The sequence below is a fragment of the Pragia fontium genome, assembly GCF_900638655.1.
GTDB classification, from domain to species: Bacteria; Pseudomonadota; Gammaproteobacteria; order Enterobacterales; family Enterobacteriaceae; genus Pragia; species Pragia fontium.
The window spans coordinates 2204893-2222497 of sequence record NZ_LR134531.1 but is presented as its reverse complement, the minus strand read 5'-3'; the positions used below and the strand labels follow the sequence as shown (position 1 = coordinate 2222497).

18 protein-coding genes are annotated in these 17605 nt (G+C 44.2%); 9 read left to right on the top strand and 9 right to left on the bottom strand.

The genetic code is table 11. The features are described from left to right. Positions 1-34: 34 nt before the first annotated feature. Positions 35-1147 carry a 23S rRNA (guanine(1835)-N(2))-methyltransferase RlmG gene (gene rlmG / locus EL341_RS09635; protein WP_232036613.1) on the top strand — a complete coding sequence of 371 codons (1113 nt, stop codon included), beginning with the start codon at positions 35-37 and terminating at the stop codon, positions 1145-1147. A 75-nt stretch (positions 1148-1222) separates the two neighbouring features. Here the strand turns inward: rlmG and EL341_RS09630 are convergent, their stop codons facing one another. Together EL341_RS09630 and mdtH are read right to left on the bottom strand one after the other, a co-directional pair. Continuing rightward, a complete protein-coding gene (locus EL341_RS09630; protein ID WP_047781187.1) occupies positions 1223-1792 on the bottom strand; it encodes a lipoprotein in 570 nt (189 codons plus the stop codon). 87 nt (positions 1793-1879) lie between these two features. Continuing rightward, positions 1880-3085: a multidrug efflux MFS transporter MdtH gene (gene mdtH / locus EL341_RS09625; RefSeq protein ID WP_074822228.1), complete on the bottom strand. Its 1206-nt coding sequence runs from the start codon at positions 3083-3085 to the stop codon at positions 1880-1882. A gap of 141 nt (positions 3086-3226) precedes the next feature. Here mdtH and rimJ point away from each other — a divergent pair, with 141 nt between their 5' ends. The 3 genes from rimJ to murJ all read left to right on the top strand — a co-directional run bounded on the left by rimJ (position 3227) and on the right by murJ (position 6211). Further along, positions 3227-3811 carry a ribosomal protein S5-alanine N-acetyltransferase gene (gene rimJ, locus EL341_RS09620; RefSeq protein ID WP_074822229.1) on the top strand — a complete coding sequence of 195 codons (585 nt, stop codon included), beginning with the start codon at positions 3227-3229 and terminating at the stop codon, positions 3809-3811. Between the two features lie 11 nt (positions 3812-3822). After that, a complete protein-coding gene (locus tag EL341_RS09615) occupies positions 3823-4479 on the top strand; it encodes a YceH family protein (RefSeq protein ID WP_074822233.1) in 657 nt (218 codons plus the stop codon). Positions 4480-4675: 196 nt separating this feature from the next. After that, on the top strand, positions 4676-6211 hold the full coding sequence (murJ, locus tag EL341_RS09610) for a murein biosynthesis integral membrane protein MurJ (RefSeq protein ID WP_074822236.1): 1536 nt from the start codon (positions 4676-4678) through the stop codon (positions 6209-6211). 376 nt (positions 6212-6587) lie between these two features. On the opposite strand, the gene argS is transcribed toward murJ, so the two are convergent. After that, positions 6588-8330 carry an arginine--tRNA ligase gene (argS, locus tag EL341_RS09605; protein ID WP_126467657.1) on the bottom strand — a complete coding sequence of 581 codons (1743 nt, stop codon included), beginning with the start codon at positions 8328-8330 and terminating at the stop codon, positions 6588-6590. 279 nt (positions 8331-8609) lie between these two features. Further along, complete coding sequence (locus EL341_RS09600; protein ID WP_047781180.1) at positions 8610-9200, bottom strand: RipA family octameric membrane protein; 591 nt, start codon at positions 9198-9200, stop codon at positions 8610-8612. Positions 9201-9961: 761 nt separating this feature from the next. Here EL341_RS09600 and EL341_RS09595 point away from each other — a divergent pair. Further along, entirely contained in the window at positions 9962-10192 is a 231-nt protein-coding gene (locus EL341_RS09595; protein ID WP_047781179.1) for a hypothetical protein, read from the top strand. Between the two features lie 10 nt (positions 10193-10202). Here EL341_RS09595 and EL341_RS09590 read toward each other — a convergent pair whose 3' ends face one another. Beyond that, positions 10203-10412 (bottom strand): hypothetical protein, encoded by a 210-nt coding sequence (locus EL341_RS09590; protein WP_047781178.1) that lies wholly within the window; start codon positions 10410-10412, stop codon positions 10203-10205. A gap of 317 nt (positions 10413-10729) precedes the next feature. On the opposite strand from EL341_RS09590, the gene EL341_RS09585 reads away from it, so the two are divergent. After that, complete coding sequence (locus EL341_RS09585) at positions 10730-10978, top strand: GlsB/YeaQ/YmgE family stress response membrane protein (protein ID WP_047781177.1); 249 nt, start codon at positions 10730-10732, stop codon at positions 10976-10978. A 75-nt stretch (positions 10979-11053) separates the two neighbouring features. On the opposite strand, the gene pth is transcribed toward EL341_RS09585, so the two are convergent. After that, on the bottom strand, positions 11054-11644 hold the full coding sequence (gene pth / locus EL341_RS09580) for an aminoacyl-tRNA hydrolase (RefSeq protein ID WP_047782641.1): 591 nt from the start codon (positions 11642-11644) through the stop codon (positions 11054-11056). Positions 11645-12010: 366 nt separating this feature from the next. On the opposite strand from pth, the gene ychH reads away from it, so the two are divergent. Further along, positions 12011-12283 (top strand): stress-induced protein YchH, encoded by a 273-nt coding sequence (gene ychH, locus EL341_RS09575; RefSeq protein ID WP_047781176.1) that lies wholly within the window; start codon positions 12011-12013, stop codon positions 12281-12283. Between the two features lie 145 nt (positions 12284-12428). Here the strand turns inward: ychH and prs are convergent, their stop codons facing one another. The 3 genes from prs to lolB form a co-directional block, all read right to left on the bottom strand. Continuing rightward, positions 12429-13376 (bottom strand): ribose-phosphate diphosphokinase, encoded by a 948-nt coding sequence (gene prs / locus EL341_RS09570; protein WP_047781175.1) that lies wholly within the window; start codon positions 13374-13376, stop codon positions 12429-12431. A gap of 147 nt (positions 13377-13523) precedes the next feature. Then, a complete protein-coding gene (gene ispE / locus EL341_RS09565; protein ID WP_126467655.1) occupies positions 13524-14363 on the bottom strand; it encodes a 4-(cytidine 5'-diphospho)-2-C-methyl-D-erythritol kinase in 840 nt (279 codons plus the stop codon). Then, positions 14363-14992, bottom strand: a complete 630-nt coding sequence (gene lolB / locus EL341_RS09560) for a lipoprotein insertase outer membrane protein LolB (RefSeq protein WP_047781173.1) — start codon at positions 14990-14992, stop codon at positions 14363-14365. Before lolB ends, ispE begins: the two co-directional genes overlap by 1 nt. Positions 14993-15217: 225 nt before the next feature. Here lolB and hemA point away from each other — a divergent pair, with 225 nt between their 5' ends. Next, on the top strand, positions 15218-16480 hold the full coding sequence (gene hemA / locus EL341_RS09555) for a glutamyl-tRNA reductase (protein WP_126467652.1): 1263 nt from the start codon (positions 15218-15220) through the stop codon (positions 16478-16480). A gap of 32 nt (positions 16481-16512) precedes the next feature. Then, positions 16513-17598, top strand: a complete 1086-nt coding sequence (prfA, locus tag EL341_RS09550) for a peptide chain release factor 1 (protein ID WP_047781172.1) — start codon at positions 16513-16515, stop codon at positions 17596-17598. Positions 17599-17605: the final 7 nt, after the last annotated feature.

The following is a 17605-nucleotide window of genomic DNA, read 5'->3' as shown; positions in this document are numbered from 1 at the left end:
AGTTGAATTAGTACCTTCAGTATTTTCCCATTTAATGCTGTCCCGCTATCCTGAATTTGATACGGTGACCAGTTTACAAGCCTGGGACGCTGCGGATGAGTATTTAATTAATACCGTTGATAAGCAAAAGTTGGCTCAGGGGCCAGTACTTATCCTTAACGATACCTTTGGCGCACTAGCCTGCGCATTGCATAAGCATCAACCGATTAGCTACGGTGACTCTTATGTTAGCCAACTGGCGACCTTACGTAATTTTCAACAGAACGGGATTTCAGGTGACGATGTCACTTTTGTTGACAGTGTTTCAGCTTTATCCGGGCAGCCGGCAGTGGTACTGATTAAAGTCCCTAAAGCCTTGGCTTTGTTGGAACATCAGCTGTATGCCTTACGTGAAGTGGTCAGCGCCGATACGCAGATTATTGCTGCGGCGAAAACCCGCGATATTCATACTTCAACGCTGCAACTGTTTGAAAAAATTCTTGGCCCCACTCATACCAGTTTGGCCTGGAAAAAATCCCGTCTGATCTTTTGTCAGTTCAACGGTCCAGATGTTGAACCAATGAATGAATTGGTTTCCTGGCCATTAGATGGTACCGACTACCAAATCCATAACTACCCGAACGTATTTTCCCGCACTTCATTGGATATTGGCGCGCGTTTCTTTCAAGAGTATTTGCCGTCAGGGTTAAGTGGCACCATCGTGGATTTAGGCTGTGGTAACGGCGTTCTGGGGCTGAAAGCCTTGCAACAAAACCCCGAGGCTGAGGTTATCTTTCGTGATGAATCCTACATGGCGGTAGAATCCAGTCGTTTGAACGTAGAGAGCAACTGCCCAGAAGAACTGTCCCGTTGTTTCTTTGAAGCCGACCATTCACTGGCGAATATTGAACGGAATTCATTGCAGGCAGTATTGTGCAATCCACCGTTCCATCAGCATCATTCAGTAACGGACTATATTGCCTGGCAAATGTTTAATGACGCTAAACGCTGCTTAGCGATTGGCGGTGAATTACGCATTATTGGCAACCGCCATCTGGGATATCATCAGAAGCTAAAACGCCTGTTTGGTAACTGCGAATTGCTGGCTTCCAATAAGAAGTTTGTTATTTTGCGCTCGGTAAAAGCGCCGAGAAAAAGCCGCGCATAAGTGAGATAGTGAAGCAATACCATTAAAAAAGCGCCGGATGATTTAATCCGGCGCTTTTTATTTATTCAGAAAAAACTATTTAATAAACTCAAACACCAATTTACCTTCTTTGACTTCAATACCTTTCGCTAACTTTTGTGCCGTAGCTTCCAGTGCGCTGTTGCTTGGATTCAGCACATAAACTGGCTGATCGTTGAAATAGAGCTGTAACGCGCTATTAAGCAAAGGGATAAAGGTTTTGACGTTTTTCACTGCACCCTGATTAGTTTTCAAGTCGTAATCGGCCAGTTCTAAATCTTTCAGATAAATAGCGCCTTTAACCGGATCAAAATCCGGGCGGGCATTAATGGTTAACTGTAGATTGGCATCCTGATTACCCAGAATAGAAGAAACATCGAATAGCGCATTACCGGAAAGGGTAACTTTATTCGGGACACTGCGACCGATGGTAACATTAAGATTATTCAGCGATAAATTGGCATTGACCAATCCACTCAGGTTAAAACTGCGAGATGCTTTTTCAGTATGGCTGGCTAAATATTGGTTAATCGACTGCTCGCTTAATGAATATTGCGTCACCTGACTACAACCAAACAGAGAGCCGATAATCAGAACGGCAAAAATACGCGAAAAAAATTTAGACATACAAACCCTTTAATCAATAAAAACAGATACGGTTCAGTTATCTGTAGAGTAACAATTCCTGTATAGACAGGGCAAAATTAATTCAGTTCAGGAAATAGCAGCTTTGTCATTGATACGGCTAGGTGAGAACTGCCGATACAGCGCCAGCGCCGTCACGATACCAATAACCCCCAACAATAGCCACGGTATTTGGGGCAGATTGAGTTCATGGCCGATATCATAAAGCCAGCCCCCGCCGGTATAACCAATAGCACCGCCAAATGCCAGACCTAATCTACTGAATCCCATATAGCTGGCTCTGGCGTGAGGATTGGAGAGTGCCGCACTGAGAGTTTCTCTGGCCGGCTCGGCAATAATCAAACCAAGGTAAAAGAAAAATATCAGTGCCAGCACCCCAGACAAGGAGCCGACAAAACCCAGAGGCATCAGACTAAAAGTCATTAGTAATAATCCCGCCATCAAGCGTTGGTCGAGGCGAAAATACTTTTCACTCCAACGTGCAATAGGATAAAGCAGGGAAAGAGAAAGAATGGCCTGAATTAGATACATCCAACGAATGGTTTCTGGCGCACCTGACACTTCATTTACCAGTAATGGCAGCATCAGCATGACTTGGATGGATAACACATAGTAGCCAGTCAGGGTTAACACATAGCGGCGAAAATGGGCGTCATGAATAGCCGCTTTAATGCCGTTCATAATCGGTGCTCTTACCGAGGAAGAGACACGATAAGCTGGTAAAACAAAAGCGTTAAGCGCAGCGGCTAAAACAAAAAATCCGGCGCCAAACCAGCACACCCAGTGAAAATCATAACGCAGTAACCAACTGCCTAAGAGTGCGCCAACTACCACGCCGGCGCTATCTTGCATCATCAGCAATGAATAAAAACGCCCTCGTTCATGTGGGCGGGTCAGTTTTATTACCAAAGCGACTCGTGGAGGATCGAATAGGGTACCGCCAAAGGCAGAAAGTGCACAGGAGAGCATCAATATCCACGGTTGGTCAGCCATCGCCATCGAGGCAAACCCCGCTGCGCGTAACAGCATACCGGTCACGATCAACGGTTTAGCGCCAAAGCGGTCAGCCAACGCACCGCCAAAAATGCCCAATCCCTGTTGTAAAAATTGACGAAGACCCAATGCCAAGCCGACAATTAATGCCGCCCAACCAAGCTGATCAACAAAACGAATAGAAATGAGTGGAAAAACGACAAAAAAACCCAACACAACTAGCAAGTTATCTAATAATAGAAAATACTTACCTAAGCTTCTGACTCGCGACACCCGTGGCATAATTCACCGTAAGCGAAAGAAGAAATAAACAGAGAGGGAATTGTTGGCTATTTTGAACTTAATTGCTGAATAACGATACTATTTTAGTAAACTAGTTTTATCTTTTAATGCGGTCTTTCAATGTTTGAATAAGGGGTGAGGATGTTTGGCTATCGTTCTAATGTTCCTAAAGTATCATTAACGACGGATCGCCTGATTGTGCGCCTTGCCTGTGAGCGTGATGCCTACCGGCTTGCAGAGTATTACACCGAGAATAAAGACTTTCTTAAACCTTGGGAACCGGTACGCGATCAGAGTTATTGCCACCCCTCTGGCTGGCAAGTACGGCTAAATCTGATTAATGAGTTACATAAACAGGGCAATGCCTACTATTTTTTGTTGCTCGATCCGGAAGAAAAAGAGGTCATTGGTGTAGCCAACTTTAGTAACGTTATTCGGGGTGATTTTCACGCCTGTATTTTAGGGTACTCGTTGGGACAAAAATGGCAGGGTCAGGGATTGATGTACGAAGCATTACAGCCGGTACTGCGTTATATGTTTAACCAACAAAAAATGCACCGAATTATGGCTAACTATATGCCGCATAATCATCGCAGTGGTAATTTGTTGTTGCGCCTGGGTTTTGAGCGGGAAGGGTATGCGAAAAGCTATCTGCGGATTGATGGAAATTGGCAAGATCATGTGATGATGGCGCTGGTTAATCTTGACTGGAAACCGGCAATTTAAGGAATTGAATCATGAAATATCAGTTAACGGATAAAGAAGCGCGCGTTATCGGCAGTATGTTAGAAAAAGAAGTCACCACGCCGGATCAATATCCACTATCGTTAAATGGCCTGATGGTTGCCTGTAATCAGAAAACCAGCCGGGATCCGGTGATGGAACTGAGTGAGTTTGATATTCAGGACACGTTGGACAGTTTGCAAAAAAAGCACTTGATACGTCAGGCGGCGGGAACTGGTGGGCGAGTTGCGAAATATGTTCATCGTTTTTGTAATACTGAGTTTGGTAATTTCAAACTGTCCGCAGATGAATTGGCAGTCATCTGTTTATTATTGCTACGCGGACCACAAACTCCAGGGGAACTCAGAACCCGCTCTAACCGCTTGTATGAGTTTAGTGATATTAGTGAAGTGGAACAGGTGCTGGAAGGCTTAGCCAGCCGAGAAGATGGCCCCTTTGTGGTTAAGCTGGAGCGAGAGCCGGGCAGAAGAGAGTGTCGATATGCCCATTTATTTTGCGGCCCGGTCGAGGCAGGTGTGCCAAGTAACGCTTCTGAAGCCCCGCAATCCAGCGAGTTGGGCGAGCGACTGCAACAGTTAGAAAGTGAAGTGGAACAGCTTAAACAACAGGTTGCAGAACTTAGTGAGAAGCTTGAAATATTGGTAGGTTAATTGGTGACGGTGTCACGTTAATTTAGTTTGTTGAGTATTATTTTCCCCTGCAAGGTGAGGCTGTGTAAGCATGCAGGGGAAAAATAATATTTTTATACGCTTTTAGATTGGTGATTCCATTCAGTAACCGTAAACTACGCCTCAGTCAGTCATCGCAACAGCCTGCGGTGCCATTAATAAGAATCGTTGAAATTACATGAATTTATTAAAATCACTGGCCGCTGTCAGCTCCATGACAATGGTTTCTCGAGTTTTGGGCTTTGCCCGTGATGCTATTGTGGCGCGGGCGTTTGGTGCCGGTATGGCGACGGATGCTTTTTTTGTCGCATTTAAACTGCCTAACTTATTGCGGCGGATTTTTGCTGAAGGCGCATTTTCTCAGGCTTTTGTGCCAATTTTAGCTGAGTATAAAACTCAACATGGCGAAGAGGCGACGAGAACCTTTATTGCCTATGTCTCCGGGTTATTGACCTTAGTTCTGGCGTTGGTGACGTTTTTAGGCATTGTTGCCGCTCCCTGGATTATCTGGGTGACCGCCCCCGGGTTTAGTGATGAACCAGAGAAATTTGCCTTAACCACTGAGCTGTTACGCATCACTTTCCCGTATATTTTATTGATTTCGCTGGCGTCGTTGGCCGGAGCCATTCTGAATACCTGGAACCGTTTTTCGGTGCCGGCATTTGCGCCAACGCTGCTGAACGTTAGTATGATTGGCTTTGCCCTGTTTGGTGCGCCATATTTCGATCCTCCGGTTGTGGCGCTGGCATGGGCGGTTGTAGTGGGGGGGATTTTACAACTGCTTTATCAACTGCCTCACTTAAAAAAGATCGGTATGTTGGTACTGCCAAGAATCAACCTGAAGGACAGCGGCGTCTGGCGGGTGATGAAGCAAATGGGGCCAGCGATACTCGGGGTTTCTGTTAGCCAAATTTCTTTGATTATCAATACTATTTTTGCTTCATTTCTGGCTTCTGGCTCAGTGTCTTGGATGTATTACGCTGACCGCCTGATGGAACTGCCTTCCGGCGTATTAGGCGTGGCATTAGGGACAATTTTGCTGCCATCGCTGGCCAAGAGCTTCTCCAGTGGAAATAGTGAAGAATATTCAAGCTTGATGGATTGGGGGCTTAGACTTTGCTTTTTACTGGCTTTACCGTGTTCTGTGGCGCTGGGTGTGATGTCAGAACCCTTGATTAAGTCTTTGTTTCAGTATGGTCAGTTTAGCGCTCACGATGCGGCTATGACGCGTCAGGCGCTGATTGCCTATTCTATCGGGTTAATGGGGCTGATTTTGGTGAAAGTGCTGGCACCAGGGTTCTATTCACGCCAGGACATCAAAACACCGGTTAGAATCGCAATTTTTACCCTATGCGCCACTCAGTTAATGAATCTGGCATTTATTGGTCCGTTAAAACATGCGGGTCTGGCGTTATCGATTGGTATTGCTGCCTGCATCAACGCCGGTTTACTTTATTGGCAGTTGCATAAACGTCAGTATTTTCAGCCGAAGGCAGGATGGGGAAGCTTCTTTCTGAAATTGATCGCAGCATTGCTGGTAATGACCGCCGCATTAATCGGCATGATGTATATTATGCCCGCTTGGGATGAAGGAAATATGCTGATGCGAATTCTGAGGCTGCTCTTGATAGTGGTGGTCGGTGTTGTGGCTTATTTTGGTACGCTGGCCGCGTTGGGATTCCGGATTAGGGATTTTGCTCGCAGGATAGGGTAAGGTTGGATTAAATAGTAAGGCAGTTAACTGCTTGTTAGGTAAGTTTAATAACAGCGAAAGTTTCGTCCACTATAAGTACGGAGAATGAATTAACGGTGGTACACGTGGCCGAGCAGAGGGCGTTAAGGGCGAACGCCCTCTGCACACCCGCGCCTTCGCCCCCGAATTCAGGTCGCCTACGGCGACTTCCCTCCGCCTTCGTTCGGGTTAACGCACCGGCGCTGATTCGTTCCCGACGAAGCAGCGCCTCGCCCATCATCCTTGATGGGCGTGCTCCCTCACTCAGTTGTCAGCTGAATTCCAGCGCTCAATAAAAAGGACATAAAGAGAAAATACATTTATGTCCTTAAAATTAAGCACCTAGCGCCTATCTTTCTTACATTCGCTCTACGGTCTGAATACCCAGCGTATCTAAACCGATTTTCAGCGTACGGGCGGTTAACGCAGCAAGCTTCAAGCGGCTTTGACGCGTCGCCTCGTCATCAGCGTTCAGAATAGGACAGTTCTCATAGAAACCAGAGAATAAGCCGGCTACATCATACAAATAGGCACACATGACGTGCGGTGTTCCTTCGCGGGCAACGGTATACAGTGTTTCTTCAAACTGTAATAAACGGGTTGCCAGCGCTTTTTCCCGATCGTCGGTGATGTTTAGTGTACCGGTCAGATTGTTTTCGTCGATACCCGCACGTTTAAAGATAGAAGCGACACGGGTGTAGGCATATTGCATATATGGTGCGGTGTTGCCTTCCAGCGCCAACATAATATCCCAGTCGAAGATATAGTCAGTGGTACGGTTTTTCGATAAGTCGGAGTACTTCACGGCACCGATGCCAACGGCGTTAATCACTTCACGCAGCTCATCGGGCTGCATATCCGGGTTTTTATCCAGAATCAATGAATGCAGTTTAGCATCGGCGTTTTCAATCGCTTCATCTAACAGGTCGGATAGCTTAATGGTGCCACCAGAACGCGTTTTGAACGGTTTGCCATCTTTACCCAGCATCATACCGAACATATGGTGTTCCAGAGAGACATCATCAGGGATATAACCGGCTTTACGTACGATTGTCCATGCCTGCATCAGGTGTTGATGCTGACGAGAGTCGATATAGTAAAGCACGCGTTCAGCGCCAAGGGTTTCATAACGGTATTTAGCGCAGGCAATATCCGTGGTGGTGTAGAGGTAGCCGCCATCATTCTTTTGAATGATTACGCCCATCGGTTCACCTTCTTTGTTTTTAAACTCATTTAAATAAACAACGATGGCGCCTTCGCTTTCTTCAGCGATACCACGGGCTTTGAGGTCGGCCACGATGCTTGGCAGCATGGCGTTATAGATACTTTCGCCCATAACGTCGTCGACGGTTAACGTCACGTTTAAACGTTGGTAGGTCAGGATATTCTGATGCATGGTGACATCGACCAGTTTACGCCACATTGAACGGCAATATTCATCGCCGCCCTGTAGCTTCACCACGTACTCACGGGCACGTTCAGCAAAGACCGGATCGGCATCGTAATGCTGCTTAGCCGCACGGTAGAAGGCTTCTAAATCGGACAGAGTCATATTATCAGCATGTTCATTTTCCATCTTTTCCAGATAGGCAATTAACATACCAAACTGCGTTCCCCAGTCACCAACGTGGTTGGCGCGGATAACGTTATGGCCTAAAAACTCCAGCGTACGGACTACAGCATCACCGATAATGGTTGAGCGCAGGTGGCCTACGTGCATCTCTTTGGCGACGTTAGGCGCTGAGTAGTCAACAACGATGGTCTGTTTCTTGGCCGGGGTGACGTTGAGTTTATCGTCTTTTAATGCTGCTTCGGCATGAGAAGCCAGCCAGTTTGGATCTAAAAAGATATTGATAAATCCCGGACCGGCGATTTCAACTTTATTGGCAATCGGTGAGAGATCCAGATGAGTCAATACCTGCTCAGCCAGTTGGCGAGGGGGAAGTCCGAGTTGTTTCGCGACAGCCATAATGCCATTGGCCTGATAATCACCAAACTGTATTTTAGCTGATTGACGCACATGCGCTTCACAATCTGCAGGTGCGCCAGCAGCAATGAGCGCTTGGGTAATTTTATCTGATAAAAGAGCCTGTATATTCACCGGGTTACCTTATAACGACTTAATGTTTTTGTTGTATAACGCTGTAATAAAAAGCAGTCATGATGACCAGAGAGCTTCGCCTGAATACTGATCAATTCACTACTTTCTGAATGATAAAAATTTAACTTACGAATAATACCCGATCTTGCGGGTTACGTCAGCTGCTGTAGGGGGAAGAAAAGTGAAGTAATTTACCCAGAGCTAACGGTGAAATATCAATAAAAAGAGAAAATAAACGCTAAATTCTGATTAAGTCGATACCTGATTTGGTATTCGGCATCAGTGGTGATTGGGTTTGTATTGCAGTGAGATGTCCAGTTCTTTGTCTTCTATTTCCGCATCATCTTTAGAGGAAAACATGCACATAAAGACATTGGTGGCGATAGTAAGAAATACCATAATTAAGAATGGGATACATAGAAATAGTGTATTCATTAATGAGAGTGGAACACCATTAACATAAACAAAATAATAGAAAAATTTCATCAGCGAAATGATCGGTAACATGCACCAGAAAAGCAAAAACATAATGTTAAGGGTTTTGTTTAAGAACAGCGAGTGAGTCTGATTTTGATTGGACTTTAGATCAGACAGCATACGAACGGGCTTTTTGCTGCATTGTTCCAGCTGTTTTTCCAATTGATTTACGTGCTTATACCAGCTCTTATGCCAATAGTTATTGTTTATGGTAATGCGAAACCAAGCATGTGCAACGGTAATACCCATAATGGATATTACCATTTCAATAAAATAGGTAATCAATGTGGGGGTGCTGAAAAAAACGATACCGAAGAAAAAAGTGATAATGGCAGCGATAGCCAGAAAAAACATGCAACGACGCCAATATGACTGAGCTTCCGCTTTCTTCATATTATGCGCGTGTTTTAGCGACATTCTTGTCAAGTGACATAAATCATTGCACACATGTGCGCCCTCGGATTTATGCACTGGATCTTTAGTTGAGTGCATGTTCATCTATCATCCATTATAGATATACTACCCACAGCTTACCTGAATAGGCGGAAATACTCAATGGACATTCTATAGTGGGTTATATACTGTCTATTGTTTGTATTTTTTCAGCTGACGCAGGGAAATATCAATAACTTATCTGTTGTATATTTAATTATTAAATAAAATTATAGTTTGACGATTTTATACAGGATGAATTTAATACTAGCAATAGGGAGTAGCACAAAAAAATAAATGGTATTGTAATGGTAATCTTTTAAGGTATCGATTAAATCAATATGTGATTTTTTCAGATAACACACTGATTGATATTGTATATTTTTTGTCCGAAAATATGTTGTGCATTATTTTATTTATGGTGAAAATAAATAAAAATATTCTGCCGCAATAAATGTTTTGTACGACAAGTTATTTTTATGGTTTTGATATTGTCATATTTATTAGCAAATGCTAATAAAATTATTATTGTTTAAAAAAATTAAAATATGATTTTAATTTATTATGAATTTCAAATGAAAACGCTTTGGGTAACATACATAATAAATATTAATAATCAGAGAGTTAATTGCGATGGCGAATTTTATTTTAGAGGCATTTATTCAGTCAGAGAGACTCGCTATACTATCATTATCATGGCGTAAGAAGGGAAGGTGTGATGTATGAAGTTTTATCATGAAATTGATAGTGACGGTTCGAATACCGACATTTGCTATAGCGTGACCATTTTAGGAACGGATTTAAGGGCTTCAAAGCGGATACGGCATCCAGCTAGCCGAATTAAGCATGAGCAGGCCAAAAAAGCACTCAGGCGTGCTTTGTGCAAAACCAAAAAATTTATTCGCACCCATGGGTTATCTAAAGAGGCCTGGGGAGCTTTTTGCGGTAAATAATAAAGCGCTATCAGGTGATTTCTTTAAGTTTTTCAGCGACATCGTTGAGGCCTTTAAACGGAAGGTCGTTTAATAAGGTAAACCTGTAGTTATTGACTTTTGCCAGCATGTATTTTAACTCATCACCGTAAATAACAAATCCATCTGGAATATCCGTTTCGAAACGGATATTGCCATTGAACACACTAATCGTGTACCCATTCCATCTCATTTTATTCATATATGTTCTCCACCGTGTCACTGCTTACGGTTAGAGCGGCACAACGTTAACAAAAATTAAATCGAATTTTGCAAACAGGCAAAGATCTTTTGGTTATCGAGCACTTAGCGAACATCTAATCCAGTCAATTTGCTTGATGTTAAGTGATTAAATATCAGTTGGTTAATTTTTGTGGTTAATTTTAGTTATAGGCAGCATCTATTATATCCTCTGAAAAATAGAAATATTAACCGCTACCATCTACTCTTGATATGTATGGTTAACAATAACGGGTTGGGTTCTTTATCCGGTATTAAATAGTCATTTTAGGGGGAGTTATGGGGTTTATTGCCTGGATTATCTTAGGATTGCTGGTCGGTGTTATTGCTAAGTGGTTAATGCCTGGCCAAGACGGGGGTGGTTTCTTTATGACCATCATTCTCGGTATTATTGGGGCATTAGTCGGGGGATATATCAGTTCGTTCTTCGGTTTTGGTTCCGTTGATGGCTTTAACATTGGTAGTCTGGTGATTGCGGTGTTAGGGGCAATGTTAGTTTTGTTTATTTATCGCAAAATAAAAAGCTGATCGCTGATAGCTCTCATATTCAGCCGTAGATTATTAAGTCTGCGGCTGATTTTTTTGACCATCGGGTAGAAAAAGTCAGACGCTGGCTTTGAAGGCATGTAATCGATTCATTGCCTTAGTCACATCTTCTTTAATTAGGATATCAGTGCAGCGAACGGCCTCATCGATAGCGTCATCGATCATTTTTTGTTCACTGGCAGGTGGCTTTCCTAATACAAATCCAGTCACTTTATTTTTATCGCCAGGATGACCAATACCAATTCTTAAACGGTAAAAATTCGGGTTGTTGGCTAATTTATTAGCAATATCTTTTAAGCCGTTGTGTCCACCATTACCACCACCTAATTTGAGTTTGGCAATCCCGGGAGGAAGGTCGAGTTCGTCATGAGCGACTAAAATTTCTTCTGGAGCAATACGGAAAAAGTTTGCCATAGCCAGTACTGATTTGCCGCTCAGGTTCATAAACGTAGTAGGGACCAAGAGTCTGACGTCCTGTCCACCTATATTCAGACGGGCGGTATAGCCAAAAAATTTAGCTTCTTCTTTTAGAGATTGGTTATAACGCTCAGCCAGCAGGTCAACATACCAGGCACCGGCGTTATGACGGGTTAAGGCGTATTCTGCCCCCGGATTGGCTAAGCCGACGATTAATTTAATGCTGCTCACGATTAATTCCATTCCTACTGCTATTGGGTGTGTTTCGATAGTTTCTTTATCAGGTAGTTGCCCTAAACAAAGAAAGGTCGAAATAACAAGCCCGCCATTTTACCCTCGATGGCTTGAATTACAAAGTAAAGCTATCAGTTATGGCAAAGTGCACGGCTGATTTGTTAAATCACAGTATTTTGCCGAAAGCATGAATCGTTAAAGAGGATAATTAATGAAATGTAAGGAAAATGTAAGAAAAGTTTAGCAGCATGTGATCATAACCACACACTATCTGTGGATGTCTGTCTATACTCATAATGAAAACGTGGTTAAATCATGGTGATTGTCACTTCAGCAAGCATTTGATATTTGGTGGAGGGCTTTATGAAACGCAGAAACGCAGTTTTACTCGGTAACATCTTAATGGGACTAGGTCTGATTTCAATGATTGGTGGTGTCGGCCTGACCATCGTAGGTAATATGGGGGGAGTAGCTCTTTTACCTGGCGATTTGGCGCATATTCCTATTATGGGTATTTTTATCGGTGCTTTAGTATGGTTGGTGGGTGCCCGTGTTGGGGGCAGAGATCGAATTGCCGATCGCTATTGGTGGATTAAACACTGTAACGATGATAAATATCGTCATAAACACTTATAGAAATTAGCGAAGAATTCTCACTATAGTCCAGTCAGTATCAGTGGCATATTGTTATTCGCTTAATCTTATGGCATGACTTTCGGTACTACGTAAAACCCCGCTATTCATCATAATGAATAACGGGGTTTTGTTCAGGCAATTTCTATTAGTGCTCAAACATCGCAGAAATTGACTCTTCATTGCTGATGCGACGAATAGCTTCAGCCAACATGCCAGAAAGCGTTAACGTACGAACTTTGTTAATCGCTTTAATTTCAGCCGATAGTGGAATAGTGTCACAAACCACTACTTCATCAATCACTGAATTCTTTATGTTATCAACCGCATTACCAGAGAAGATAGGGTGTGTTGCGTAAGCAAATACGCGTTTAGCACCACGTTCTTTCAGTGCTTCAGCTGCTTTACACAAGGTACCGCCGGTATCGATCATGTCATCGACTAATACGCAGTCACGACCGTTAACGTCACCGATAATATGCATAACCTGAGAAACGTTAGCGCGAGGGCGACGTTTATCAATGATAGCCATATCTGTATCGTTAAGCAGCTTCGCAATCGCACGAGCCCGTACAACACCACCGATATCTGGGGAGACAACGATTGGGCTTTCCAGATTCTGCTGTAGCATATCTTCTAATAAAATTGGACTACCAAAAACGTTATCAACCGGTACATCAAAGAAACCTTGAATTTGCTCTGCGTGCAGATCAACGGTTAATACGCGGTCAACGCCAACGCTAGAAAGAAAATCTGCGACAACTTTTGCCGTAATAGGTACACGGGCAGAACGTACGCGACGGTCTTGACGGGCATAACCAAAGTAAGGAATTACCGCGGTAATACGACCAGCAGAGGCACGACGCAGTGCATCAACCATAACGACTAATTCCATTAAATTGTCATTGGTTGGTGCGCAGGTGGATTGGATAATAAAAATATCGCCACCACGTACGTTTTCATTAATTTGAACGCTCACTTCACCGTCACTAAAACGGCCTACGGCGGCGTCACCGAGCGATGTATAAAGACGATTGGCTACACGTTGTGCTAGTTCCGGCGTAGCGTTACCAGCAAAGAGCTTCATGTCAGGCACGAGAAGAACCTCAGGCTTGCATCCAGATAAGATATCACCATTGACGAAATATCCGACGCATTGATGATATACGAAAATAGAGATCACAAAATGTTGTAAGCAGGGCCGACTCCAAATATGGCTTTGATTACAACATTAAAGTGGGACTCATTCTTGCCTTGAGAGTACAGATTGCAGCGGAGAGGTATTAACACCTTGCGCAACAAAGCCATGTAACCACTCAGGGGCTTGTTTTAACACGTTCAGGGCAGCTGCTTGAGATTCGAATTCAGCAAACACACAAGCACCCGTTCCAGTTAAACGTGACGGAGCATATTCTAACAGCCAAGAAATGAGCTGTTCAACCTCGGGGAACCTTTTTCTTGCGATTGGTTCACAATCATTTGAAAAAGGCGTGTCCAAAAGGGTCAATAATGACCGTTTTGGGGTATTGCGTATTAAATCTGCATCAGAAAATATCACCGGAGTGGCAATATGTACACCAGGATGTGCAACCAGATACCATTTTTCTTTCGGTTCTGCCGGCTGAAATTTTTCACCTACGCCTTCAGCAAAGGCCGCGTGACCATAAATAAATACCGGTACGTCCGCACCCAGTTCCAGCCCTATTTGGCACAGTTCATCAACTGTAACATGACATTTCCACAGATGGTTCAGCGCCACCAGAACTGTTGCAGCATTGGAGGAACCGCCGCCGAGGCCGCCACCCATGGGTAAAATTTTCTCAATCGTAATATCAGCACCCAGTTTACAGCCGCTGAACTGCTGCAGGCGTTTTGCAGCCCGTACAATGAGGTTTTGTTGCTCAGGTACGCCATCAAGAGGCGTAAGTAGCCGAATTTGCTCGTCCTGACGTACGGTAAAATTAAGCGTGTCACCGTAATCCAGGAACTGAAACAGGGTTTGTAAATCATGGTAGCCGTCAGGGCGACGGCCAGTAATATACAAAAATAGATTTAATTTAGCGGGGGAAGGCCAGTTCACCATTATTGTAGTGTCCAGTTATCCATTTTCAATTTAATACGATCTTCGCCATGAACGATCTCTAAGCGGCTAGGAAGAGCTGGCTGAACATTGGTATTGTAATCTTGATACTCTACAGTCCAAAGCTGCCCATTTTGAGTGAGGGAAACTTTATGCAATCGCGCTTCTGGCGAAAGGGTAAAATCTTTGGCATCGGCAGGCAAGCCCAACATCCACTGGCGCATATTGTTGAGCGGAATGGTCATACCGGTTAATTCCTGAATCATTTTTTCGGCGTCATCACTCACGTAACGCTGGCCTTTATCATCCGTTAATTGTACCAAGCCCGGCTGTACATTTAACTCCATCACGGTATTACCCAGTGGATTGGTGAGCACTAAACGATAGCGATCAGGATTTTGTTGTTGCCAGTAAAAACGAGCGTAAACTTTTTGTTGTGACGAGATATAGGCGAATGCGCCACGAGTCTGATATTGCTCTAGCGTTTTAACTTGCTGCTCGTGTTTTTTCCACTCTGGAGAAGTAACGGATGTCGCTGGGCTGCCTGAATTACCGGTCAGGGTACAGGCAGTTAACAATAGGCTAGCCAGTGGGATCAGTTTTAAAAGCGTAGAAGTCCGTATTAATTTCATGATGTTCTCGTCGGGATCTTATCAATGATGGGTAACGCTAAAGGGCTTATGGCCAAACGTCAATCGGATTGTTTATCCACCAAGAAGTATAACCGTTTTGTGCTTATTAATCTTGCAAAGGCGGCATCACACTAACGTGTCACTTTTATTGATAGTCAGCATCAAGTAGAATATCGCAATAAAATAACGGTTCAACCGTGAATGGACAATAACAATAACTGTTTCATGACTCTGCTTGCACTTGGAATCAATCATAAAACCGCACCGGTATCACTGCGAGAGAAGGTTACTTTTTCCCCTGATACTTTAGGTGATGCATTGCATAGCCTGCACCAACAACCCATGGTGCAGGGCGGCGTTGTGCTGTCTACCTGTAACCGAACAGAACTGTATTTGAGTATTGAGCACGATGAGCAGGCTCAGCAAAAACTGGTTAACTGGCTGTGTCAGTATCACAAATTATCTGTGGATGAATTGAGCAAGAGTCTTTATTGGCATAAAGGTTCAGATGCGGTTAATCACTTAATGCGTGTTGCCAGTGGGTTGGATTCTTTGGTTTTGGGCGAACCACAGATTCTCGGTCAGGTAAAAAAAGCGTTTGCCGAGTCTCAGGAGCATTGCAAGCTCAATACTGAGTTGGAGCGTTTGTTTCAGAAGTCTTTTTCCGTGGCTAAACGCGTCAGAACTGAAACGGAAATCGGCTCCAGCGCTGTTTCAGTCGCATTTGCTGCCTGCACCTTAGCCCGCCAGATTTTTGAATCGATGTCTGATGTGAATGTTTTGTTAGTTGGCGCAGGTGAAACCATTGAACTGGTGGCTCGTTATTTGCGAGAGCATCAGGTTAAGAAAATGGTGATTGCTAACCGAACCCGGGAAAGAGCACAGCAATTGGCCAATGAAGTTCAGGCTGATGTGATTACCTTACCTGAGATTGATGAACGCTTGTATAAAGCCGATATTGTTATTAGTTCTACCGCCAGCCCGCTACCCATCATCGGTAAAGGGATGGTTGAGCGTTCTTTGAAGGCGCGACGCAACCAACCCATGCTGTTTATTGATATTGCCGTACCGCGGGATATCGAGCCGGAAGTCGGTAATTTGTCAAACGTTTATCTGTATACCGTTGATGATTTACACGCGATTATTGAACATAACCTGTCGCAGAGAAAGGCTGCGGCAGTGCAGGCTGAAGATATTGTTCAGCAGGAAAGTGCCAATTTTATGGCGTGGATACGCTCACAATCGGCCGTTTCTACTATTAAGGATTATCGTGCCATGGCGGACGATATCCGCAAAGAACTGGTAGAAAAAGCCTTGGGTGCAATAGAACAGGGCGCGGATGTTGAAAGTACCATTAATGAGCTTTCCAATAAGTTAACCAACCGTCTTATCCACGCACCAACCAAGTCTTTACAGAAAGCGGCTAGTAGTGGCGATCTGGAACAGTTAAATGTATTACGCGACAGCCTTGGGCTAGAGCAGTATTAGTTTTCTTTTATTCATAGGGTATTTAGCCACGCATGAAACCTTCTATTGTAGCTAAGTTAGAAGCACTACAAGAGCGTCACGAAGAAGTACAGGCACATCTGGGAGATGCATCGGTTATCGCCGATCAGGATCGTTTTCGTGCACTTTCAAAAGAATATGCCCAATTGGGCGATGTGACAGACTGCTTCCGTCAGTGGCAACAAGTTCAGGAAAATTTGGCCACGGCAGAAATGATGTTGGCCGATCCTGAAATGCGTGAAATGGCTCAGGAAGAAATTGATGAAGCCAAACAGCAGACGGAAGTGTTAGAACAGCAACTGCAGGTTTTATTACTACCGCAAGATCCTGATGATGAACGTAACTGTTATCTGGAAGTTCGCGCCGGTACTGGCGGCGATGAAGCGGCTATTTTTGCCGGTGACCTGTTCCGTATGTATAGCCGCTACGCTGAATCCCGCCGCTGGCGTGTAGAGATCATGAGCGCCAACGACGGTGAGCACGGTGGTTATAAAGAAATTATCGCGAAAATTTCCGGTGATGGGGTTTATGGTCAACTGAAGTTTGAGTCGGGTGGTCATCGGGTTCAACGCGTGCCGGAAACTGAATCACAAGGGCGCATTCATACTTCCGCCTGTACAGTTGCTATTCTGCCGGAAATCCCGGAGGCTGAATTGCCAGAGATTAACCCGGTTGATTTGAAAATTGATACCTTCCGCTCATCAGGGGCAGGTGGACAGCACGTTAACACCACGGATTCCGCCATTCGCATTACCCACTTACCTACCGGTATCGTGGTGGAGTGTCAGGATGAGCGTTCTCAGCATAAGAACAAAGCGAAAGCGTTATCGGTGTTGGGTGCCAGAATCCGAGCTGCAGAAATGCAGAAACGACAGTCGGAAGAAGCCTCAACGCGTCGTAATCTGTTAGGTTCAGGGGATCGCTCTGACCGTAATAGAACCTATAACTTCCCTCAAGGACGGGTTACTGACCATCGAATAAACCTAACGGTATATCGTTTGGATGAGGTGATGGAAGGGAAGTTGGATATGTTAATTCAACCGATTGTTCAAGAATATCAGGCAGACCAATTGGCTGCGCTGTCAGAACAAGATGCATAATTTTAAC